The organism is Oceanobacillus sp. FSL K6-2867 (assembly GCF_037963145.1).
Lineage (GTDB): Bacteria > Bacillota > Bacilli > Bacillales > Amphibacillaceae > Oceanobacillus.
In genome coordinates this window covers 1,404,039-1,427,240 of the sequence record NZ_CP150144.1, presented here as the reverse complement: position 1 = coordinate 1,427,240, position 23,202 = coordinate 1,404,039, and the positions used below count along the sequence as shown (strand labels likewise).

The window sequence follows — 23,202 nt, the reverse complement described above, 5'->3', positions numbered from 1 at the left end:
TAGTACAATATCTGCTAGAGGCATGAAATGTATTACATAGGATAGATATATGGGAGGTAAACCATGAATTTAACAGTTGATGTAATTGAGGAAAGTGAAAAGTCAGTGCTGAATGTCTCGGGTGAAATAGATGCTTATACAGCTCCAAAATTAAAAGAATCTCTACTCCCTTTAACGAAAAAGGAAAATAATAAAGTAGAAGTTAATTTGGAAAATGTTACGTATATGGATAGTACAGGACTTGGTGTATTTGTTAGTGCTTTAAAATCTACCAAGGAAAACAATAGCACATTAACATTATTAAATCTTCAGGATCGTGTACTTCGTATTTTTAAGATTACAGGATTGGATGAAGTTATAACGATTAGAGCAGCGATTCGAGGTGGCAATGAGTGATGGAAAGTTTCGATTTTGTTGAGTTAAAGATTCCAGCAGAGGCAGAATATGTAGGAGTTGTTCGTTTAACCATGTCTGGAATTGCAAATAGAATGGGTTTTTCCTATGAGGATATTGAAGATTTAAAAGTTGCAGTTTCAGAGGCAATAACGAATTCAGTAACACATGCATATAACGAAACAGGTCAGGGCGAGATTACAATAGGTTTTGGAATCTATGAAGACTGTCTGGAAATTATGATAGCTGACAATGGAAGCAGCTTCAATATGCAGAAGGTAAGAGAGGAAATAGGGCCATATGAACAGGATGAGCCCATTGAGAACCTTAGAGAAGGAGGATTCGGATTATTTTTAATTGAGGCTTTAATGGACGAGGTGCAGATCAACAATAACTACGGTGTCATTGTACTAATGAAAAAGTACCTTAGCGAAAAAGAGGTGGATTTTGATGGCGACCAAGTCTCAACCACACAATAGAGGAGGAGACGAGGTATACCAATGGATTGAGCATCTCCAAAAAGAGCCAAAAGATGAGGAAGTTCAAGAAAAAATTGTGCTAACTTATAAGGATTTAGTAAGCTCTATTGCCAGGAAGTATTCAAAAAATAGTGCAATACATGAAGATTTGGTGCAAGTAGGGATGATCGGATTGCTGGCTGCTGTCAGAAGATATGATCCAACGTTTGGTAAATCATTCGAATCCTTTGCAATTCCGACAATCATTGGCGAAATTAAACGATTTATTCGTGATAAGACATGGAGCGTTCATGTACCTCGTCGTATAAAAGAATTAGGACCTAAAATAAAAAAAGCAGTAGATGAATTAACAACCATGAATCAGAAGTCTCCAACTGTAGATGAAATCGCGGAATACTTGGATGCATCTGAAGAGGAAATACTGGAAACGATGGAAATGAGTAAAAGTTATAAAGCACTATCCGTTGATCGCAAGATAGAAGCAGATTCAGATGGTAGCTCTGTCGCCATATTAGATTTAGTAGGAAATGACGAAGCAGGATACAACAATATTGATCAAAAAATGCTGATTGATAAAATTTTCCCAATCTTGTCAGAACGTGAACAACAGATACTGGAATGTACGTATTTTAAAAATATGAGCCAGAAAGAAACAGGCGAGCTGTTGGGAATATCCCAAATGCATGTTTCCAGACTTCAAAGACGTTCTTTGAGAAAGCTTCGTGAAGCAATACAGTCCGATAAAACGGAGGTTTTCGATTGAATGTGAGCAGTAAAGTGGAAGTGTCTGTTTTTCAAAAGGCGAAAAAAGGTAATTACCTTTGTGGCGATAGTTATTTTTATATAGAAACGGAAAATGAATTTGTTTGCGCGTTAGCAGATGGTTTGGGCAGTGGCGAATTTGCCAAGGAATCTTCCCAGATTGTTATCGATATTATTCGAAATAATATTGGAGCAACTGTAGAGGAATTAGTTAAAATATGTAATGCTAAGTTAATGGGGAAACGTGGTGTAGTGCTGGGAATTCTAAGGATGGATTATCGTACACAAATATCCGGATTTTCCTCCATCGGAAACATAGGCATTATGTCCATTACAAAAGATAAAAAAAAGAAGCGAAACATTCCAAATGCGGGGTACTTGGCTGGTTATCACCGCCCGTTTAAAGTGATGACACAACGGCTTGAACCTGAGATGACATTCATTATTTTTTCTGATGGTGTTTTGGATAGAGAATTATCCCAGCGCTTTTTTGAAAATAAGGATGTTCGGTGCATTACGAAAGCATATGAACAGACAAGTGATAAAATCAGAATGGATGATACAACGCTGATTGCAGTGAGATATATACCAAAGAAACCATTTTCAGCTGACTGATAAATAGAGTCAGCTTTTTTGTTCCTAATAAATAGTAGATTGGGAATTCCACTCTTTTTTTGATAAAATAAAATGGTATATAAAGGAGGAACGATTGTGACAGATCAGCTTGACAGCAATCTTATAAAGTGGGTTTCTAAAGAAACAGAAGTAAATACAACAACAATAAAAAAAGTAATTGAACTATTAGATGAAGGCAATACAGTTCCTTTTATTGCGAGGTATCGTAAAGAAGTAACGGGTGGACTAGATGAGGTTCAGATTAAAGCCGTACAGGATAAATGGCATTATGCTGTTAATCTTTCCGAAAGAAAACAAGAGGTTCTTCGAATTATTGAGGAGCAAGGGAAATTAACAGAAGAGCTGGAAAAAGAGATCAAGCAAGCTACTCAATTACAGCGGGTAGAAGATTTATATCGTCCATATAAACAAAAACGTCGGACGAAGGCTACTATTGCGAAGGAAAAGGGCTTAGAACCGTTAGCAGAGCTGGTTTGGAAGCAAGAACCATTCCATCTGGAGCAAGAAGCAGCAAAATATCTGTCAGAGGAGCAGGAATTACATACTCAAGAGGATGTATTAGCTGGAGTTAATGATATTATTGCAGAATGGATTTCAGATGATGCGGCTTACCGTGACTACATTCGTGAAGAAACGTTTAAACGGGGCACAATCCAGTCCGAGGTAAAGCATGCTGAGAAGGATGAAAAAGGTGTTTATGAAATGTATTATGTATACAGTGAAGCAGTTCGTTCACTTGTATCACATCGTATCCTAGCATTGAACCGTGGCGAGAAAGAGGACGTTTTAAAAGTAGTGATTGAAGCACCAGTAGAGCGAATCACCCAATTTTTGCAAAATAAGGTAATAAGCCGTAAAACTGACACGGAGTTAAGAGCTGTACTTCAGACTGCTATTGAAGATAGCTATAAACGTTTGATTCAGCCGTCGATTGAAAGAGAAATCCGAAATAGCTTAACAGAAAAAGCGGAGAATCAAGCAATTGAAGTATTTTCCGTGAATCTCAAGAACTTATTGTTACAGCCGCCGCTAAAAGGCAGAACTGTGCTTGGTGTTGACCCGGCATTTCGAACTGGCTGTAAGCTAGCAGTTGTTGACGAGACTGGAAAGGTTCATGAAGTTGGGGTTATGTATCCGACCGCTCCCAGGAATGATGTTGCAGGGGCAGAAAAAATCGTTATGAGCATTATTCGTAAATATGATGTAGAGCTTATCGCAATTGGCAATGGAACCGCATCGCGAGAGACAGAGCAATTTATTTCCGATGTCATTGCGAATAACAGCTTAAACATTCCTTATATTATTGTAAATGAAGCTGGAGCAAGTGTTTACTCTGCATCTCCATTAGCTCGTGAGGAATTCCCTGACCTCCAAGTAGAGGAAAGAAGTGCGGTATCCATCGCACGTCGTGTTCAGGATCCACTTGCAGAGCTGGTAAAAATAGATCCGAAATCGATTGGTGTTGGGCAATATCAGCATGATGTTAGTCAAAAGTCTCTCAATGAATCACTTGGATTTGTTGTTGAAACAGCTGTTAACCAGGTTGGTGTTAATGTAAATACTGCATCTGCATCTTTGCTTCAATATGTAGCAGGTTTAAGCAAAACAGTCGCTTTGAATATCGTGAAAAAACGGAACGAAGAAGGTAAATTTACCGATCGCAAGCAATTGAAAAAAATCCCTAGACTAGGAGCAAAAACATACGAACAGGGAATTGGTTTCCTGCGAATCATCGACGGGGATAACCCATTAGATCGAACGCCAATTCATCCAGAAGTATATGCACATACAAAGAAGCTTCTAAAAATGATTGGTTATGAGCTTGCAGATATTGGTACAGATAAACTTCGGTCAAAGCTTAATGAATTGGATAAAGCAAAAACTGCGGAGAGCTTAGAAATTGGTATTCCTACATTGATTGATATGATGGATGCCTTAAGCAGACCGGAGCGGGATCCACGTGACGATTTTCCGCAGCCGTTGCTCAAGCAAAATGTCATTGCTCTTGAAGACTTGAAACCCGGTATGGAAATGCAAGGAACTGTAAGAAATGTAGTTGATTTCGGTGTGTTTGTAGATATCGGTGTTAAACAAGATGGCCTTGTTCATATTTCCAAAATGGCAAATAAGTTTGTGAAGCATCCAATGGATATTGCATCAGTAGGAGATGTCGTAACTGTCTGGGTGGAGCAAGTTGATGTGAATAAAGGAAGAATCGCTTTAACGATGGTAAAGAGTGATAAATAATAAAAAACGTTCCTAAATTTGTTTAGGAACGTTTTTTGCTTATAAAATTCGAATACTAAGGTTTAATTAGGTGCTGGAACGACCACGTCCAGCTTCAGCCCCCAGCGAGACTTCCCAACTGGCTTTTCCAGAGGCCTAGTCGCACTTATACCCTTGAGGTGAAATCGGGCATCGACTCTGGGGAAAAGGATGGCCGATTAAAATCAGGCTGCGCCTAACATCAGTATACCCCTAAGGGGCATGTTTCCTTTATCTTCTTCGTAAGAATGTTCGACAGGTCGAACCACCCCAAAGTTCGGGGCGCAGTCCGTACGTCGCTAACCGGGCGCTTGCGCTTTTGTTCTATTATTCTAGTTCACTTGCTGCTTCTACTTCACTTAAGGAGATGCCAAGTGCATTAGCTACACCTTCACCATATGCTGGGTCAGCTTTGTAGCAGTTGTTGATATGGCGTAATTGAACTTCTTTACTAGTACCTTGCATGTTTCTAGCGGTATTTTCAAAAAGTCTTTGTTGTGCTTCAGGTGATTGAAGACGGAATAGCTTACCTGGTTGTTCATAGTATAGGCTGTCATCTTCATCGAAGTCCCAGTAGTTTGCGTCTCCACCTAATTCTAGTGCAGGCTCTTGATGTTCCTTAGTGTCTTCCCATTGACCATAGCTGTTAGGGCTGTATGCTACATGTCCGCCCTGGTATGGATGGATCCGCATTGCTCCATCGCGGTGGTACGGATGGAAGTCCTTTGCATTTTTAGGGAAGTTAACAGGGATTTGCCAGTGGTTTACACCAAGACGATAACGCTGTGCATCACCGTAAGAGAATAATCTACCTTGTAACATTTTATCTGGTGAGAATCCAATACCAGGTACAATGTTCGTTGGAGCAAATGCTGCTTGTTCAACTTCTTCAAAGTAGTTTTGTGGGTTACGGTTAAGCTCTAACTCTCCAACTTCAATAAGCGGGAAGTCACCTTTATACCAAACTTTTGTTAAATCAAATGGGTTATAAGGCATGTTTTTAGCTTGCTCATCGGTCATAACCTGGATATACATTTTCCATTTTGGATTTTCGCCACGCTCAATTGCTTCGCGTAAATCTCTAGTATGACTGTCAAGGTCACTGCTATGGATTGCTCCAGCTTCTTCGTCATTTAAGTTTTCAATTCCTTGCTCTGTATAGAAGTGGAATTTCACCCAATGACGTTCATTGTTTGCATTAAACATACTATAAGTATGACTTCCAAATAAATTCATATGTCGAAGTGTTTTAGGAATACCACGATCAGACATAATGATTGTAACTTGATGCAGCGCTTCTGGCAGGCTTGACCAGAAATCCCAGTTCGCTTGGGGATTATGCATATTTGTTACAGGATCTTTCTTTACAACGTGATTTAAATCAGGGAAACGCTTAGGATCTCTAAAGAAGAATACAGGTGTGTTGTTTCCTACAAGGTCCCAGTTACCTTCTTCTGTATAGAATTTCATAGCTGTTCCGCGAATATCGCGGTCCGCATCCCCTGCACCACGCTCGCCAGCTACTGTTGAAAAGCGTAGGAACATGTCAGTCTTTTTGCCGACTTCTGAGAAAACTTTTGCTTTTGTGTACTTCGTAATATCATTTGTGATTGTCAATGTACCATAAGCACCAGCACCTTTAGCGTGCATACGACGTTCAGGTATTACTTCTCTATCAAAATGTGCTAGTTTTTCAAGGAACCAAAAGTCTTCCATTAAAAGTGGACCTCTAGGACCGGCAGTTTTTACGTCATCATCATTGGGTACTGGAGCACCGAAAGCGGTTGTCAATCTCTTTTTATTTTGATTTTCCTCACTCATAACAAATATCCCTCCTGATTGTTTAAATACAATTATTATAATATCACAATCATTACCAGATTACTATAAATATAGTTTATTATTTTAACACTGTTTATACGTGGTGAATAAGGTTAAATCCTTAATAAATTGGAGATTGATCAAAAATATTATTTATTCGGATGAGCATATTAAAAACTTAATTTTAGAATGGTAATCAATCTTTATTTTTTGTGAGTATTATCATTTATAGTAACTAATTGAGAAAAGAATGCAGATATTGGCTTAAGAAAGGCAATGTAAACAAAAGACAATCTAAGTTATAATATAGAAAATTAAAAATACTGCGTATATAGATTGCTATCACATAAAAAGCTGAAACATTATTTTTATGCTAGAATTAAAAAAAGGCTAACGTGACCTACCCATAAAAAAGAAAGTAGTTATGCAAATGGATTTAATAAATGAAAAGGAACTATATGAATTAGTTAACAAAATCTCAGTTACTTATTTTCAAAAACCCTTCATTGATGATGTACGATTCAATCATCGGCTAAGAACAACAGGGGGCAGATATATCCCAGTGAAAAGACTGATTGAACTAAACCCCAAATACGCGATGGAAATGGGACAAAATGAATTTATAGGCATCATAAAACATGAACTATGTCATTATCACCTTCATATAGAAGGAAAAGGTTATCGGCATCGAGATAAGGATTTCAGGGAATTATTGAAGCGAACCGGTTCTCCAAGATTTTGCAGCCCACTACCCTCAGAAGAAAAAAACTACAAACATGTATATAGATGTAAAAAATGCGATCAGGTTTATGAAAGAAAAAGACGTATCAATATACAAAAATATAGATGCGGGAAGTGTAAAGGTGCTCTAAAATATGTTTCTATAGATTAAAAAGAAGGTGGCGTATGTAGTTCCTTTTTATAAATGCAATTACCGTATTTATGTAGATCGTAAAGTTTGCTGCCTTTTATCCAAAAAGATATTTGTTTGTTTTTGCGAAAAAATTAGTTAAACCATTGACGAAATATGTCATCCGTGTTAAATTAAATAAGCTAATAAGTCAGCTTTTTGTTTAAAAAACTTTTTCAAAAATCCTTGACAACTTAAAAAATTTATAGTATGATATTCAACGTTGCTGTAATTATTCAATACTTCTTATCTGAGAAGGAATAACCCTTTGCTGAAAAGAGGAAAAAGAGTTCAAACCCAGCGATTGAGATACATAAAGAATTATTATTCCACAGTAGCTCAGTGGTAGAGCAATCGGCTGTTAACCGATCGGTCGTAGGTTCGAATCCTACCTGTGGAGCCATCCGGAGAAGTACTCAAGTGGCTGAAGAGGCGCCCCTGCTAAGGGTGTAGGTCGTGTAAGCGGCGCGAGGGTTCAAATCCCTCCTTCTCCGCCATTGCAAAATGGCCCGTTGGTCAAGCGGTTAAGACACCGCCCTTTCACGGCGGTAACACGGGTTCGAATCCCGTACGGGTCATCATTTCTTTAAAATAAAATATTGGGTCCGGTAGTTCAGTTGGTTAGAATGCCTGCCTGTCACGCAGGAGGTCGCGGGTTCGAGTCCCGTCCGGACCGCCATAAGTTGGGCCATAGCCAAGCGGTAAGGCATCGGGTTTTGATCCCGTGTATCCTAGGTTCGAATCCTAGTGGCCCAGCCAATTTTATTTATAAAAGAAGAAGTTAATACTATTTACTTAAATAGTATTTTTTTTATTCCTGTCATATAGTAATAAGTGTATTATTATCTATGAAATGGATGAGGGGAACTTAACTATGAGCCATTAGCTCAGTCGGTAGAGCATTTGACTTTTAATCAAAGGGTCGAAGGTTCGAATCCTTCATGGCTCACCAATTAATTTTGATTCAATAATTACTATATTCTGCGGTCGTGGCGGAATGGCAGACGCGCTAGGTTGAGGGCCTAGTGGGTGAATAACCCGTGGAGGTTCAAGTCCTCTCGACCGCATCAAATTGTAAATGCAGTAATACCAAGGGGTTTAAGCCTATTGGTATTTTTTTATTCACTCATTTCTTAAGGGAATGGGTGCTTTTTTTATTGCTGTTACTCCAGTTTTACTCCGTTTAAGTAAATGGAAGTATTCTATTTATTTTATAATGTTCGTGTTTTAAACAAATCGGCAAGTTTATCTAAAGTATCTTTTTGTTTATTAGGGAACAGATGACCATATACATTAATTTTAGTCTTAATAGAGGCATGTCCTAGCTTTTTTTGATGGTTCTATAGCAATTTACCTTAATGTATTGATAAAGACGCTTTAGAGTACCTTAAATTGTGTAATTGGACGAGTTAAGTAATTTCCTCATGTCTTTAAGATTATATGGATTCCTGAGTTATATTTTTTTCAGCAGATTTAAGTTCAGTGTTATAAAAAAATTGTGAAAATTATCCTATTCTTATAATAGAACTTTTTTTTAGAAGAACGATCGGTTAGTAAATTTTTGAAAGAATTTTCTTAAATAAGCAATTTTAGTGTAAACTGAATTTATAGTAATGATTGAAATGATATATGAAGATTGTGAAGGGGTGCACTTAAACTAACGTGGCTGGATAGCGTAATAAGATTAAGGAAGTTTAAATAGCAGTATCTGGTACTACTATTTTGATATTTGTTGAGCAAACCAAACATGCAAGGATGGAGTAACTCCAATATTACGTAATAGACGCTTACTGTGCTATAAAAGCATTCTTTAGTTAAAACAATGATTTAAAGTAAAGACTTTTAATTAAAGATTTGGTTTTCAACAATCTGAGGAACCTTCTTTTTCAAATTATGTAATTTTATACATAAAGCTTTTTGAATTTAGGAATTAATCATCGTCCCATTATTTGGTTCAAGCTTCGAATCTTACTTTTTGGGAACATTTTAGGGGTATTTCCTGGGAGCAACTGGCTTGAAAAAATCATTAGTAAGTTATTACTTTTTGGATGTTATAATTTATACATGAACAAAAAAGGAAAGGCTGTTTTATATTTGAATAGGTCTCAATATGATGAAAAAAGTATCAATGAGGGTAAGTCAAGAAGGTTTTTCGAAGGTGTAATTGAGGAGAATGGATGGAAATACAGAGTACAAGACAAAGACAATGATATTGATGGAGAGATAGAGGTTTTTTCTATGGTAGGCGAAACCACTGCCAAAATTGTTAAAGTACAGTTGAAATCAACAACTTCAGTAAAAAAGGGTAAGGAACTGATTACTTTTGACTGTCCAGTAAAATTTTTAAACTTTTGTGATGTGTGTGATATTCCAGTTATCATAGTTCTCTATGATGTTGAAGAGAAGAGAGCATATTGGTTATGGACTCAGCAATATATATTCAAAGTATTAGAAAAAAATAATGGAAATTGGAGAAATAACACCTCATCAGTGACCATTAAGATACCAATTGAAAATGAAGTATCAGAAGAAAGTTGTTTTTATGACGAAATAAAAGGCATATCGATTAATGGAATAAATGAAATTCAACAGTGGAGAAAACAAGATACTAGTGAACATTATTTTACCATATTAGAGGAGAAAGATGATTCTAATTTTAACAACAGAAGAATTAGTGCCAAAATTTACTTAGAACGTTCGTTTGCCACGTCAAGGGATTCAACTATTGAGTTGATAAAAAAGATTAACGCGAAGATTAAAAACAATAGATATAATAAGCGAATATTAGAAGGAAGAAGTGTTAAGTCAGAACCAGACTATGTTTGGTTATCTTTCTATGATGATTTGATTCAATTTGAATATGGACTCCCATTTTGTAGAACTGAATGGATTAATAGGAAAAACAGCCCTTCATTATTTATAAAGGATTACGACCAGCTAATTGGTGAAGACAATATAAGAGTAAAGTGGGAATATAACAGACCATTGCAAGATTACCTTTTGTTAAACTCAACCTCAAAAACTTATTATTTAGAAGGTGTAAGAGAAGCTCTATTATTTGCAAAAAGTGAACTTGAATTACTTCAGAAATTATTTGCTGAGGAAGATATTAGTAACTTTTATAACTACATAATTGGAAAGCGAGGAGAATATAGCAGTAACTATATTTTGTTAAGTGATTGCCTTCCACCTTATGAGTGTAAAACGCTTCATAGGGCTTTGGAAGCTGCACTGGGTGACTTGGATAATTTGGCTATCGCTATTGAAGGAAATGAAAGAAATAAACAGTATTTAAATTATCAATTTATAAGTGAATTTTATAAGCACCTTGTAATACTCAATTATGAAATAGAGAAAATACTATAATTTTATACCTTTTGTGTACCTTGAGACCTTTCTGAAAGTAAGCTCCAATTCCAGGATTGTCCCAATTATTTGAAAAAAATATCGATTATTACTGATAAAACCAGTGCAGTAAAAACTGGGGGTTTGAGTAAAGGAGGATAATCTGTTGACATTTAAAAAAGAAAATTCAGATAAATATATAAATAAAGAATTTCAAGCACCTGTAAAAGCATTGAGTAGTATAGAATCGCAAATAAAGAAACCAGACAGTACGCTAAAAGCATTGAGTAGTATAGAATCGCAAATAAAGATGCCAGACAGTACGCTAAAAGCATTGGGTGGTATAGGATCGCAAATAAAGATGCCAGACAGTACGCTAAAAGCATTGGGTGGTATAGGATCACAAATAAAGATGCCAGACAGTACGCTAGAAGCCATGAGTAATATTGCTACCGAGATCCAACTAAAACCTCTTAGTTCTAATTGGGTTCTTACAAGTCCGGTTATTAAAGAAATGTCTTTATTTAATGAAAATCTAGATGCAAACAAAATATTCAGTAGAATCCCGAGAGAAGAATATAGCCTTAATCAAAGCTATAATAATGAAAGTAATACCTTGGAATTTGTTTTAGAAAACAAAGAAAACAAAGAGTCAATTCCATTAAAAGATATTCCAAGCACCTTAGCAATTATTGATATTTTAGAAAGTCTAACAATAGAAGATGTTTTTGAATTTTATAGGCATTTAGTGAAATTTCCGATGCTAGGTGTACAACATCCAGTCGGAGAAAGGATTTTCAATGAAATAAACAAAGTTATTCTTCAAACTTTTGAACAAATAGAATTATATCGTGTTAGGGGTAGAAATTTAAATGAGAGGGCGCTTCCTTATACTGATTTAGAAATGTTTGAAGCACCGCACGGAGTTGCTGGTCATGGAAGATTTAATGTTATTGGCCAAGGGGAGCTTTATACTTGTTCGAGTAGAAACGTGGCTTTGAAAGAAATAGCCATAGAAAGCTCAGATTTAAGATATGATATTATAGAATGGAAACTTATACAGCCTGTCCGTTTACTTGATTTATCCGGTTATGATTCTCCATTAGTACAGTATACTAGCTTTGAGATGTCCACTAGCAATAAACAAGAATATCTAATCCCTAATTTTTTATCACAATGTGTTAAATTCCATGGCATAACAGGGATAAGATACAAAAGTATTGCTGAAAGTAATGCAACAAATTATGTGTTTTTTGATTTTGAAAAAAGATGGTTTGAAACGATTAATATGGAAGTAGATATAGGGTACAAATCAGATGAATTACAGGTAACCCATTAATTTATAATTAAATTTTATTATCTTAACACTACATATATTCGGATATTTTTCTAAATCAAAAAGAGAATTATTTAACTTGAACACTAGTTCATTTTGTTTTATTTCTAAATTTAACTAGAATATCATTTTGAGATTTAGATCCTGTCAAAAAACGTTGCTACGCAGTACAAGGATACTGTATATTAAACAACATCTATTTGTGCTAACTTTGTGAAAGATTACACTTAAACTACCTGGTGCGTTTCTATAATAAAGATACTGATATTAAAAGCAAAAAGGAGAGGGAGTTTTCTCCTCTCTCCCCACTATTTATTGTTTAAAATTAAATTCTTCTCTGTACTTACGGGATTCTTTGCCTTCCTTTTTCCAAGTAACAATAACTTTCAAATTCGTTGCCTCAGTAGAAATTAAAAAATTCTGATGGCTAATAACTGGGTGATCACTATTCTTTTCTAATACCTCTAACTCTAAATCATCACCAGAAGCAGTAAGTAATTCAAAATCATACGAAGAACTTGGGTCATTTCTGTACATTTCCACTCTTTCAATTTTAATGTCTTCATTACCAATATACTTAATAGCCATACTATATATATTATAGACATCAGGTTTTGATTTGACTTCATTATTTTTAGGTTTATCAATAACTATTTCCCATTCGTTTGATTTTTCTGATGATGGTAATATCTCAAGTGTTGATGCCATTCCATTGGTGGGAAATAAAAGAAATGATAAAATTGTGGTGAGAATAAATACCTTAATAAATTTCATATTTTTTTCACCTCCCTTATTTAATTAGTTTGTAAATAACTTGGAATTATATACAATGGAATATTGTTCGTTAAAATTATTGTGATAAACGGGTTTAGTGAAATAAATTGTATGCTATTTGTCTGTCTTGGATACTAACAATAATATAAGTTTTGTTGTACTATGAAACAAAAAATATAAATTTTTAGAAGAAGGTGTTAAAAATAGAAGCCACAAAAATTATTGGAGTTATGGATAAACTTGATGATTTGCCCTATCAAAAGATACTGTTTGACGGTACATGGGGTGTTGGGAAAACAAAACATATAATTGAATCTATAGAAAACAAAAATAATATTCACTATATATCATTGTTTGGAAAAAGAGATATCAATGCTTTTTATCAGGAGTTATATTATCTCTTATTATCCAAACATGAATTTAAATTTAAAAAAATATTAAATAATATGGGGAAAATAAATGTATCTCAATTTGGATTTAATATTTCAATACCGTTGATCTCCGATATATTTAAAGATATTCAAAGAAAGTTGAAGACTAAATCAAATATAACTATTATTATTGATGATTTAGAAAGGAAGAGTGACGATTTTGATATTAAAGAAATATTTGGTTTTGTAGATTCTATTACAAAGAATAATGGAATTAAAATTGTTTTAGTAGCCTCGTCGGATAATTTTTCAGATAAGGCTAAGAGAATATACGAGGAATATGCCGAAAAATCTATAGACCGTATCTACAAAATCACTACTTATTCAGGAGATGCACCCCAAAAAATAATGGGAGATACTATTTGGTCAGAAATTAGTGGGATTTATCTAGATAATAAGTTTAGGAATTTACGTACTTTAGAAAAAACAGATTTATTTATAAAAGAAGTGATCAATGAAATAAAACATTATGATGTATTTACCGATAGATTTAATAAGGAAGATATTTACAAGATTTGCTTTTCTGTTGTTTTATTTGTAGTGGAGCATAAAAGTAAAATGAAATTATTGCCAGAAAATAAGGAAGGAAATCTTGATACATTTTATGAGGCATATAATTCAAAAAAGAATTATCCGAATTATATATGGCATTATATATTAAAAAGAAATTTAAATAATAGTATGATGCAAAATTTAATACCAATTATTTTAGAGTGGTTTTTAACAGGTGATTTTTCCAAAGGTCAATTTAAAGAAATAGCTAAACAGGTTAATGCATATTTAGAATCAACAACTCCTTTATTAACTCCTTTATTTATGTCTGATGAACAAATAATAAAAGAGATTGATGATTTTTCATCATTTATTGAAAATGTAGATGAAACTACACATATAAATGGTTATCTACAACGTTTGGGTGAATTAGCACATATAGCTGAAAAATTAAATTTTGATTTTAAATATACAGTTGATGAAGTTGTTGACTGGATAATGAAAAATAATGATTTTGGTAATAATTATGATGATACTTATTTTGATACTTTTATAAAAAGAGAATCTAGTTTTGTAAAAGAAGTTATATCAACGTTGCAAATTACAGTAAAGAATCATGAAATAGATAATCTTTTAAGAGTAATGTCCGAAAATATACAAAAACAAAGTTTTACCCAAAATGAATTAGATAAAATAGCTGAATTTAGAAGGTTTATCCCTAGATTGAAAAATGATGAGAATGAAGATGAACAGATAAAGAAAGTAATAATAACAATGAAAAGTAATAAATGGTTTCTACCTTTACCTCTAGGAGAAATATCGCATTCTCATTGGACTTATTGTCATGAAGTATTTAAATGTATTGTAGAGATAGATAATTGGGTAGAAAGACCCTTAATCGAGGATGCACGTGAATACTTTAAACAAGAAATTAATAATTATTCAGATAAGGTATTTAAATATCGATTACAGCATTTAATTAAGCAATACTTTCTGGTGCTTTAGTAGAATAATAATTACTGAAATGATCCAACTTTTTTATAAAATCAAAACTTAATTCTGCTGAAAAGAATCCATTTTGGACTCAAAACGGATTCTTTTTGTTTATCGTAAAACTTGAGTTTATAAGGTATTTTTAACTAAACTTTAAATAGAGAATCTAAAGTTTTTAAATGTTCGTGTTTTAAAATAAATCGTCAAGTCTATCCGCAGTCTCTTTTTGCTTATTGGGAAACAAATGACCGTATACATCAATTGTTGTCTTAATAGAGGCATGTCCTAGCCTTTCTTTGATAGTTGTATAATCTTCCCTCTGGTGTATCAATAAAGCCACATGAGAGTGTCTTAAATCGTGTTGACGAATTGGTTTAAGTTCTCCACGCTCGCAAATTGTTTTGATGCGTCGGCTAAAAATGTCTTTTGTGGGTGCTTTTTCTCGATATTGAAAAACATGAACATTATTGGAATGTTCGATTGAGTATTTTTCAAATATAATTTTTTGTATTTCTTTCCATGTATTAAGTAATTTTAAAAGCTTTGAGTTGATACTAATTCGTCTAATGGAATTTCTTGTTTTAGGCTCCGTTATAATAACCTTTTTATTAATAAAAGTAAGTGATTTATATACATTTATTTCACGTCGGAAGCTGTCAATATCATTCCAATTTAAAGCTAATAATTCGCCACAACGCATGCCGGTAAGATAGGCGACAGTATAATAAGTTTTAAAAAGAAATTCTTTTTCTTCATCAATTAAAGAGATAAATTCCTTGAATTGGTCTGGTGTCCAAAATTTCATTTGTTCTTTATTTAAATTTAGATTCTTGACTCCGTTGCATGGGTTGGCATGGATAACATTTCCCTCTAAAGCTGTTTCAAATACGCGTTTTAAAGTAATCATAATGTTGTTGATTGATTTATTTCCAAGCCCAGAGTTAATAAGTTTTTGTTGATAGTCTTTAATGTCATCTTTGGTAACTTTTTTCAAATTGCTGTTTTTAAACTGTTCTTGTAAATGTTTCTGAATAAGATAACGTTGATTTTGGTAATAGTTAGGTTTAGCGTGTAATTTACATTCTTCAAGGTAAATATCAGTTACCGTTTTAAAACTAAGATTCCTTGTACCAATATCTTTACCACGATTGTACTTTTGAGATAATTGATAATAAAGATCTTCGGCTTCTTTTTTAGTTTCAACAGTTCTCGTTAAACGCCTACGTTTACCTGTTATTGGGTCAGTACCTATACTAATGTCAACATTATAACTCCCGTATTTGTTCTTTTTAATAGGCATAGTATAATCACTCCTTCGGGAACTCATGTTCTGTTTTGGTTGTAAAAAAAAACGGACTACTAGATAATCGGTTTATTTTTGTTGTTACTTTAGCTATTGGTTGGTTAAGGAATTCGGAACTAAAAATTAGAGCTTCATTATAGGTTACCTCCTTGAAAATAATAGTTTGGTTGGCTCGTTCCTGAAACAAAAAATATCCAAGAATATATGAAAGTAATATTTCTTTATATTCCATATTTGTATTAATATGGACAATTACTTTACCTTTATGAAATTGAAGAATACCTTTAACATTACCGAGTTCATTTGAAAAAATTTTTAATTTTAAACGCTTGCATAATTTGTAAATGTCATTTGTTTGGTAGTGTTGTTTTATACTTTGTGCTTCTTCTCTTATATTTTCCTTGGAAAAGATAGTATCACTCCTAGAAATATTTGTAATTTTATCCTTATCATTTTGATATCACATTATATAAAACAATTATTGAATTGTCTATATAATGTGACTTTGTTTATTATATACGGTTAATTTTTGAAAAGGTTTCAAATTATAACATTATTTTCCATCACGTTTCATTTCGTCTACAAATTTCATCCCATTTTTTAATGCCTTTTTTATTAAACGAATAGTTTCTTCATCTAGATTAGCTTCATCGAGGTATATGGTTGGATCGTTATCGTTTTGAACTTCCATAACAACTTCGCTAAAAATACTTTCTAGTTTAGATTTTTTTGCATAAGCTTCTTTGTTTTCGTAATCAGTTAATCCTAATAAATAGTCGGTTGATACATCATATAATTCACTCATTTTTTTCAAAGTTTCTGTATCTGGGTCACGTTTATCTCTCTCATATGCGGATAATGAGATGTTGGATATATTTAATTTTTCTGCGACTTCCATTTGAGTTAGCTTTTTTCTCATTCTTGCTATCCTTAATTTCTCTCCTAAAGTCATTTTTATATTTCTCCATTCTATATTTTAATTCTATATTTTAATTGTATATTTTGTGATTTTTATTTCGTGTTTATATTATATCAGATTGTACATATTCTACATATATTTATACAATCTGTTAAAAATAATATTTATTTACTATCTGTATATTATTTAAACAAAAACTAAATTTAGTAATTGACATTTACTCTAAGTACAATTATAATGTAAATATAGTTAAAGATATGTTTTTTAAAAAAGGAGGCGAATTACTTATGGAAGCTACCACATTTGAATTTTTAACAGTTAAAGATGTACAAAAAATATTAAAAGTTAAGGAAGCAAAAGCATATCAAATTATTAGAGCTTTAAATAATGAACTTAAAAATGATGGTTATTATGTATTACCAGGAAGAGTTAATAAAGAAAAATTTGAAGAAAGGTTTGTCTATAATAATATTAGCAATTTTTAGTTGTGAAATTCTTTTAGGAGGTGATTCATCGAAAACGAGTTAGTTTTGAAAAGAATCATTATTTATAAAGTAAAGGATGGTTGTACATTGAAAACTGAATATAGAAAGAAAGGGTATCTGATAATGATACATTACCAAACACCCAATAAAAATTAGACACTTTTATTATAACATAGTTTGGAATTTGTGTCATGGATTCTTAAGTATTAAGTGGATACAACTTTACACTTTTAAAACAGTTGTAGCAGGCTAGAAAAAGCGTGCTAATGGTTATAATGATAACCTACTAGGTTGCCATGACCTTCTTAAAAGTTAGCGACTGATAAGCGCCGTGATGGGTACAGAGCCTAGCGAATATTTGATAATGATCGAAGATCGATAAATATATGAATTAAAATTTAAAACTATTAAAGGAGAGATTTTATAATGGAATTTAAAACTGGAATTATACCTGATGAATTAACTTTTGGCGATTTATTTTTTATGGGATTAAAACGTGAAAGAATGTTTTTTGATCGTGATAAGAATCAACGTACTGATATATTAGAAGCTCGTGTTTATAATCTTTCTTCCGCAACTCAAAAAGAACAGATTGAAGTTACGTTACCGGAATATATAGATTTGAAAGAAATTGAATTTAATAAGCAAGTGAAATTAAAAAATCCTGTTATCAAAGCTAGGGCGCAAGCTAATGGAAACTTTGCTAATGTCGTCTGGACAGTGGAAGCAGAAGATATTTTGGAACTGGGTGCTAGCTCGAAACAGAATAAAGAGCCTGTAGGTGCAGGTGCGGATAAAAAATAGATTGATAGCGTGTTAATTAATTATTAATTAGCACGCTATTATATTTTTGGGAATAAATAATATCAAATTTTTACTCTCGCATAGATTTTTAGGTAGTAGGTGATAAAAATTGAATTTCTAAAAAAACGTCTTTGGAAATATAGAGGAATTAGGATAGAGCCTAGTATGCAACATGGTGTATTAAGAGCAGGTCTATCCATATTTATCTCTATTTTCCTTGTGACTCTTTTCCTTTATTGGAAAGACGGTCTGTTTCAAGTGAAACAATGGTTTCAAAGGGATGTATTGAAGTCTATTGACATGTGGAACTGGGGTTATATAGGAAAAGGGATTTTAATAGCTTTAATTGTTGGGACTGTTGCTGTTGCAATGGTCTATTTTTTGTTTTATGAGCAATTTAAACGTATTTGGCATAGGCAAAAGATAGCGAGAATGTTTATATCTAATAGATTTATAGAAAAGGAGAGTTATAAAACGGAATCCTCATGGGGATTATCTGATAAGGTAGTTACCAAAACAAAGATTACCTATTTTCCACGTGCTTATTATCAAATTAAAAAGGGTTTTATTTATATACGAATTGCATTAGATATGAGTCGATTTCAGAAAAGGTTTCTAGAACTTGGTGAGGAATTGGAAAATGGACTATTTTGTGATTTGGTGGAAAGAGAGATAGAGGAAAACTTTATATGCTTTAAATTTCTCTACGATGTGCGAAAGAATCGAATTTCTATAAATGATGTTGTAGTAAAAAATGGTTCTATAAAGTTAATGAAACATATCAATTGGAAGTTTGATAATTTACCACACATGCTTATTTCTGGTGGAACTGGTGGAGGAAAAACTTATTTCATATTAACAATGATAGATGCATTGTTAAAGTCTGGTGCAGATTTAAGAATTTTAGATCCGAAAAATGCAGACTTAGCTGACTTGGAGACAGTAATGCCCGAAAGAACCGTATTTAGCAAAAAGGATGGAATCATGATGACATTAAGGAAATCGGTTGAAGGCATGTTAAAACGTTCAGAGGAAATGAAACAAATGCCTAATTATAAAACAGGGGAAAACTATGCTTATGTAGGGTTATCCCCTGTTTTTATTGTGTTTGATGAATATGTGGCTTTTATGGAAATGCTTGACCATAAGGAAAAAATACAGGCATTAGAGTATATGAAACAGTTGGTTATGCTTGGTCGGCAAGCTGGATATTTTATAATTTTAGCTTCGCAGCGACCAGATGCGAAATACCTTGCGGATGGCATCAGAGACCAATTTAATTTTAGAGTAGCTTTAGGAAAAAATAGTGAAACAGGATATGGGATGATGTTTGGTGATACAGATAAAACTTTTGTGCATAAATCAATTAAAGGGCGTGGATATGCTGATACAGGAACATCTGTAATATCGGAGTTTTATACACCCTTAGTACCGAAAGGTTATGATTTTATAAAGCAAATAGGGCATGTAGCGCAGGGGCGAGTGAGCGGGGCGACGGCAGTCGCCAACGGCAGTGATTAGCGAGCGTCACAAGTGGAATGCCCGGAGGAGTGAGCGAAGCGAATGACGACCAAAAACCCCCCCTACTCTAACAGGGGGGTAGAGATAATAAAAAACGATGAAAACCCTTTAACAGCAATGATTGACTATTTAAGGATATCATTCAAAACTCATGATATTGATTTGATATTGGAAAAAGTTGTGCATTTAAAAAAAGACTATATGGAACATAAAGAAAGTGGCTTCTATGGATATATTGGAACTTACCAATTAGATAATGTAAAAGTTTTCTATTCTCATAGTTTAGATGAAAGGGGAATTCTAGTTGAAATGTCGGGAAAGGGTTGCCGACAATTTGAATCCTTTTTGAAAGCTAGAAAGAAAACGTGGTTCGATTTCTTTCGTGATTGCTTAGAAAATAACGGTAAGTTTCCGAGGTTGGATATTGCGATTGATGATAAAAAAACCTATTTTGAAATACCTATGATTTTGGAAAAAATAAAGCATGGCGAAGCCATATCCCAATTTAGAAAAAGTGATTACAATGGTTCTTTGAATATCGAAGATGGTGATTATAGAGGTACAACGATATATTTTGGGTCGAAGCAGTCTGAGGTTTATTTATGCTTTTATCAAAAAAATTATGAGCAAGCTAATAAGTTTAATGTACCAGTTGAGGAATTCGGAGATTGGAACAGATATGAATTAAGATTAAAAAATGATAGAGCACACAATGCTATTTTAGGGATATTAGAATATGGCAATTTGTTGCATGTGGCTAAAGGTATTATAAAAAACTATTTGAGATTTGTTGAAAGGGGAAATAGTGAAAGTCGTCAATCTTGGGTAACTTCATCTTTTTGGGAAGAATTCCTTTCTGATGTAGAAAAATTAAGGTTATTCACAAAGCCAGATGACAAGTTCTATGAGAAATCAAAAAATTGGTTTATGAAATACGGTGTTAGAACGATGAAGATGGTAAAGATAGTTGAGGACACTTTGGGTACAACTGATTTACAGGATGTCGAAGAAGAAACAGAACTAAATCCAAAACAAGAACATATGATGAAAGTTTATATGGCAAAGGTTATGGATATGGTTGTTTGACTTTCCCCCTTTTGAGGTAGTGATATTGGCTGGCAGTGTGGTGGCCAAACACCACGAACTTAAACGTAGCTTATTATTGATAGGCATTTATTTTCAAACGATAACTCAAACGTTTTTGTCGGTACACTTGGTAAAGGCAAGTCAATAATATTTTATTTCCTTTTGAGTATAGTTGACTTGGCATCTGTCAAACACCGACAAAAAAACGGAAATCAAGGGGGAAAAGGTGGAGATTTTTTGGGTGGTCTTCTCAAAAAATACTACCTGAACCTTGATTGTAGTTTAGTGCCTAAAAAGAGGAGTGAATATTAGTAGATGTTTAGTCTTACTGAACGTTTTAAAAGACTCGGTTTTATTGTCGGTGTTCCAGAGTTGAGGGAGGGAAGATTTACAAAACTCCAACAGGTGTATGTAAAAGATTTAACTAAACATACATCTTTAATTATTGAAGGATCTCAGAAAAAAGGCTATTCAACTTATCGCTATACTTTTTATAAGGCAACATATATTAAAGATGGTCAGAAAATAAATGAAAAGGTTTATGTTGAAGATGCTTCACCACTGGAGGTGTTACGAAAAGTAACATCTTTTTTAAGTTATATAGAAAGGGGATAATTATGGCTGAAAAAAATGATTCCATGAAGAGTCGATTTAAGGGAAAGTTTAGGCAAATAAAAAAGCCAGACAAAGAACGAAGTAGTGTACGCAAAGATCATTCAAAGCGCACTGCTTTTTTTGTTTGGTTATTAATAATTAGTATGTTGTTTATTGCGACGGCATCGATATTATTATCAATAAATACACGTTCAACATTGAATGATACAAATCAATCGATAGTAGCAAGAGAAAATGAAGAAGTGAAAGAGGAAATACCCCATGCTTCGGCAAATGAATTTTTATCAACTTTTGTTCAAGAGTATATAAATGTTCCAAATGAAAGTGCAGCTTTAGATGAAAGAGCAAAGAAATTAAAAGAATACATGGTTTTTAATGAGGCATTTAATGATGATAGAAATCCTTTGTATAACTTAGAGGGAGTGAGTGGAACTAGAACGTTAGAAACTTTTAATCTTTTTAACATGGAGGATAAAGGTGATACGTTTCTTTATCAGTATAAAGTAACGTTCAAAAATCAAGTGGAACGGGAAGTTGAAAAAGAGATTAAAAAAGGAAAGAAGAAGGAGATCGAAGTAAAAACGGAAACAGAGGAAGAAGAGAATACATTGTTATTAAATATTCCGATTATCTATGAAAGTGGGTTATTTAGTGTTTCTGCAATACCCTACTTTACAGAAGTTCCTTCATTGGCGGGAAATATAGAATATGAAAAGGAAACAATAGGATTGGAGGAGTATAACGGAAGTGAAAAAGAAAATATTGCCGTATTCATGAACACTTTTTTTGAAAAGTATTCTACTGAATCTATAGAAGAAATGGCGTACCTGATGGAAGAACCGCAAACGTTAAACGGTTCTTTTTTGTTTGAGGAAATAAGCGATCTGTTGATTTATGTAGATGGTGAAAATTATAAGGTTTTTTTGCAGGTAATGTTTAGAGATGAAATGACTAATATTCAACAAGTCAATCAAGTGGAAATGACTATTTCAAAAAATGGAAATAACTTTTACGTGGAAAAATTAAATTATATTTAATTAGGAGGAAATGGAGAATGGAATTTATGAATGCAATTGTTTTAGCAAATGCAAGTTTACCTACGTTGGATGGTATAGAAAACTGGGGTTTGCAAGTAATACAACAAGCTATTCTATTAATTGTTGTCTTCCTCGTAACAAAGCATTTAGCGAAATTTAAAGTCGGGGCTATTATTATTTCTTGTGTAGTAGGTGGAGCAGTTTACTTTGTTGTTCGTAACTGGAGCACGGTTAGTGGGTGGGTGGAAGCCTTTATTAATACGCTTTAAAAGAGGGATAAATATGAGAGAGGTTTTCAATTATCGTAGAGCATTAAGAGAACCAAAAAAAATTAGACAAATAACAGATTATTATTATTTGCCATTTACGATTGAATTAATACCAGCCGTTAATTTCTTACTTTTTCTTGGAATAACTTTTTTTATAGGCTGGATGATACGTAGGGTATACCCGTATGCATTTTCTGATACATGGTTTATTTTTCTAATGGGTATTCCATTATTACTAACGTGGTTCGTTACAAAAATCAAACCCGAAGGCAAAAATATTTATGTGTATATGTACGATTATGTTAAATATCTAGTAGCGATAAAAATACCGAGAAGAAAGTTTTGCAATGGGGAGGAAGTAGTTTGGATGAATGATAGAAAAATAACATTTAAGCAATGTGTATGGGTGGTGGAGAAAAAGAATGGTAAAACTGAAACCAGCAATAAAAACGATCAGAAACAATATGCTTTTAACGAGAACGGGAGACGTGTTGGCATATTATCGGATAAAGAGTGAATCTATTCC

At 33.4% G+C, this 23,202-nt stretch carries 21 protein-coding genes and 7 tRNA genes; 24 read left to right on the top strand and 4 right to left on the bottom strand.

The window, feature by feature from the left end:
• The first annotated feature begins 63 nt into the window (after nt 1-63).
• From NSQ77_RS06990 to NSQ77_RS06970, 5 genes are all read left to right on the top strand, one after another.
• Nucleotides 64-396 (top strand): STAS domain-containing protein, encoded by a 333-nt coding sequence (locus NSQ77_RS06990; RefSeq protein WP_339229844.1) that lies wholly within the window; start codon nt 64-66, stop codon nt 394-396.
• Nucleotides 396-872 carry an anti-sigma B factor RsbW gene (gene rsbW, locus NSQ77_RS06985; protein ID WP_339229842.1) on the top strand — a complete coding sequence of 159 codons (477 nt, stop codon included), beginning with the start codon at nt 396-398 and terminating at the stop codon, nt 870-872. Before NSQ77_RS06990 ends, rsbW begins: the two co-directional genes overlap by 1 nt.
• Entirely contained in the window at nt 844-1,635 is a 792-nt protein-coding gene (gene sigB, locus NSQ77_RS06980; RefSeq protein WP_339229840.1) for an RNA polymerase sigma factor SigB, read from the top strand. The genes rsbW and sigB overlap by 29 nt, the downstream gene beginning before the upstream one ends.
• Nucleotides 1,632-2,249 (top strand): protein phosphatase 2C domain-containing protein, encoded by a 618-nt coding sequence (locus tag NSQ77_RS06975; protein ID WP_339229839.1) that lies wholly within the window; start codon nt 1,632-1,634, stop codon nt 2,247-2,249. The genes sigB and NSQ77_RS06975 overlap by 4 nt, the downstream gene beginning before the upstream one ends.
• 72 nt (nt 2,250-2,321) lie before the next feature.
• Nucleotides 2,322-4,517, top strand: coding sequence for a Tex family protein (locus NSQ77_RS06970; protein ID WP_339229837.1), 2,196 nt, complete (start codon nt 2,322-2,324; stop codon nt 4,515-4,517).
• A 345-nt stretch (nt 4,518-4,862) separates the two neighbouring features.
• On the opposite strand, the gene NSQ77_RS06965 is transcribed toward NSQ77_RS06970, so the two are convergent.
• Nucleotides 4,863-6,356 (bottom strand): catalase, encoded by a 1,494-nt coding sequence (locus tag NSQ77_RS06965; protein ID WP_339229835.1) that lies wholly within the window; start codon nt 6,354-6,356, stop codon nt 4,863-4,865.
• 430 nt (nt 6,357-6,786) lie between these two features.
• Here NSQ77_RS06965 and NSQ77_RS06960 point away from each other — a divergent pair, with 430 nt between their 5' ends.
• The 10 genes from NSQ77_RS06960 to NSQ77_RS06915 all read left to right on the top strand — a co-directional run bounded on the left by NSQ77_RS06960 (nt 6,787) and on the right by NSQ77_RS06915 (nt 11,950).
• Complete coding sequence (locus NSQ77_RS06960) at nt 6,787-7,248, top strand: SprT family protein (protein WP_339229834.1); 462 nt, start codon at nt 6,787-6,789, stop codon at nt 7,246-7,248.
• 346 nt (nt 7,249-7,594) lie between these two features.
• Nucleotides 7,595-7,669 (top strand) — tRNA-Asn (locus NSQ77_RS06955).
• A gap of 3 nt (nt 7,670-7,672) precedes the next feature.
• Nucleotides 7,673-7,763 (top strand) — tRNA-Ser (locus NSQ77_RS06950).
• Between the two features lie 9 nt (nt 7,764-7,772).
• Nucleotides 7,773-7,844: transfer RNA gene (locus tag NSQ77_RS06945), tRNA-Glu, on the top strand.
• Nucleotides 7,845-7,868: 24 nt separating this feature from the next.
• A tRNA-Asp gene (locus NSQ77_RS06940) sits at nt 7,869-7,945 on the top strand.
• 5 nt (nt 7,946-7,950) lie between these two features.
• Nucleotides 7,951-8,025 (top strand) — tRNA-Gln (locus tag NSQ77_RS06935).
• A gap of 117 nt (nt 8,026-8,142) precedes the next feature.
• Nucleotides 8,143-8,218, top strand: a tRNA-Lys gene (locus NSQ77_RS06930).
• 31 nt (nt 8,219-8,249) lie between these two features.
• Nucleotides 8,250-8,333, top strand: a tRNA-Leu gene (locus NSQ77_RS06925).
• Between the two features lie 997 nt (nt 8,334-9,330).
• A complete protein-coding gene (locus NSQ77_RS06920) occupies nt 9,331-10,632 on the top strand; it encodes a DUF4365 domain-containing protein (RefSeq protein ID WP_339229832.1) in 1,302 nt (433 codons plus the stop codon).
• Between the two features lie 145 nt (nt 10,633-10,777).
• Nucleotides 10,778-11,950, top strand: coding sequence for an RES family NAD+ phosphorylase (locus tag NSQ77_RS06915; RefSeq protein WP_339229831.1), 1,173 nt, complete (start codon nt 10,778-10,780; stop codon nt 11,948-11,950).
• Between the two features lie 309 nt (nt 11,951-12,259).
• On the opposite strand, the gene NSQ77_RS06910 is transcribed toward NSQ77_RS06915, so the two are convergent.
• Nucleotides 12,260-12,721 (bottom strand): hypothetical protein, encoded by a 462-nt coding sequence (locus NSQ77_RS06910; protein WP_339229830.1) that lies wholly within the window; start codon nt 12,719-12,721, stop codon nt 12,260-12,262.
• Between the two features lie 230 nt (nt 12,722-12,951).
• Here NSQ77_RS06910 and NSQ77_RS06905 point away from each other — a divergent pair, with 230 nt between their 5' ends.
• Nucleotides 12,952-14,649: an ATP-binding protein gene (locus NSQ77_RS06905; protein ID WP_339229828.1), complete on the top strand. Its 1,698-nt coding sequence runs from the start codon at nt 12,952-12,954 to the stop codon at nt 14,647-14,649.
• Between the two features lie 178 nt (nt 14,650-14,827).
• Here the strand turns inward: NSQ77_RS06905 and NSQ77_RS06900 are convergent, their stop codons facing one another.
• Together NSQ77_RS06900 and NSQ77_RS06895 are read right to left on the bottom strand one after the other, a co-directional pair.
• A complete protein-coding gene (locus tag NSQ77_RS06900; protein WP_339229826.1) occupies nt 14,828-15,937 on the bottom strand; it encodes a site-specific integrase in 1,110 nt (369 codons plus the stop codon).
• Nucleotides 15,938-16,493: 556 nt separating this feature from the next.
• The gene (locus NSQ77_RS06895) at nt 16,494-16,892 is read right to left on the bottom strand and encodes a helix-turn-helix domain-containing protein (RefSeq protein ID WP_339229824.1); all 399 of its coding nucleotides are present in this window, start codon (nt 16,890-16,892) and stop codon (nt 16,494-16,496) included.
• Between the two features lie 254 nt (nt 16,893-17,146).
• Between NSQ77_RS06895 and NSQ77_RS06890 the strand changes: the two genes are divergently transcribed.
• The 8 genes from NSQ77_RS06890 (at nt 17,147) to NSQ77_RS06855 (ending at nt 23,193) form a co-directional block, all read left to right on the top strand.
• Complete coding sequence (locus NSQ77_RS06890) at nt 17,147-17,344, top strand: ICEBs1 excisionase (RefSeq protein WP_149476536.1); 198 nt, start codon at nt 17,147-17,149, stop codon at nt 17,342-17,344.
• Nucleotides 17,345-17,770: 426 nt separating this feature from the next.
• Complete coding sequence (locus NSQ77_RS06885; protein WP_339229822.1) at nt 17,771-18,148, top strand: DUF961 family protein; 378 nt, start codon at nt 17,771-17,773, stop codon at nt 18,146-18,148.
• 165 nt (nt 18,149-18,313) lie between these two features.
• The gene (locus NSQ77_RS06880) at nt 18,314-19,669 is read left to right on the top strand and encodes an FtsK/SpoIIIE domain-containing protein (RefSeq protein WP_339230949.1); all 1,356 of its coding nucleotides are present in this window, start codon (nt 18,314-18,316) and stop codon (nt 19,667-19,669) included.
• A gap of 42 nt (nt 19,670-19,711) precedes the next feature.
• On the top strand, nt 19,712-20,755 hold the full coding sequence (locus tag NSQ77_RS06875) for a replication initiation factor domain-containing protein (RefSeq protein WP_339229820.1): 1,044 nt from the start codon (nt 19,712-19,714) through the stop codon (nt 20,753-20,755).
• Between the two features lie 315 nt (nt 20,756-21,070).
• Complete coding sequence (locus tag NSQ77_RS06870; RefSeq protein ID WP_339229819.1) at nt 21,071-21,370, top strand: hypothetical protein; 300 nt, start codon at nt 21,071-21,073, stop codon at nt 21,368-21,370.
• Between the two features lie 2 nt (nt 21,371-21,372).
• Entirely contained in the window at nt 21,373-22,407 is a 1,035-nt protein-coding gene (locus tag NSQ77_RS06865; RefSeq protein WP_339229817.1) for a conjugal transfer protein, read from the top strand.
• Between the two features lie 17 nt (nt 22,408-22,424).
• Nucleotides 22,425-22,676 carry a TcpD family membrane protein gene (locus tag NSQ77_RS06860; protein WP_339229815.1) on the top strand — a complete coding sequence of 84 codons (252 nt, stop codon included), beginning with the start codon at nt 22,425-22,427 and terminating at the stop codon, nt 22,674-22,676.
• 13 nt (nt 22,677-22,689) lie between these two features.
• Nucleotides 22,690-23,193 (top strand): conjugal transfer protein, encoded by a 504-nt coding sequence (locus tag NSQ77_RS06855; RefSeq protein WP_339229814.1) that lies wholly within the window; start codon nt 22,690-22,692, stop codon nt 23,191-23,193.
• The last annotated feature ends 9 nt before the right edge of the window (nt 23,194-23,202 follow it).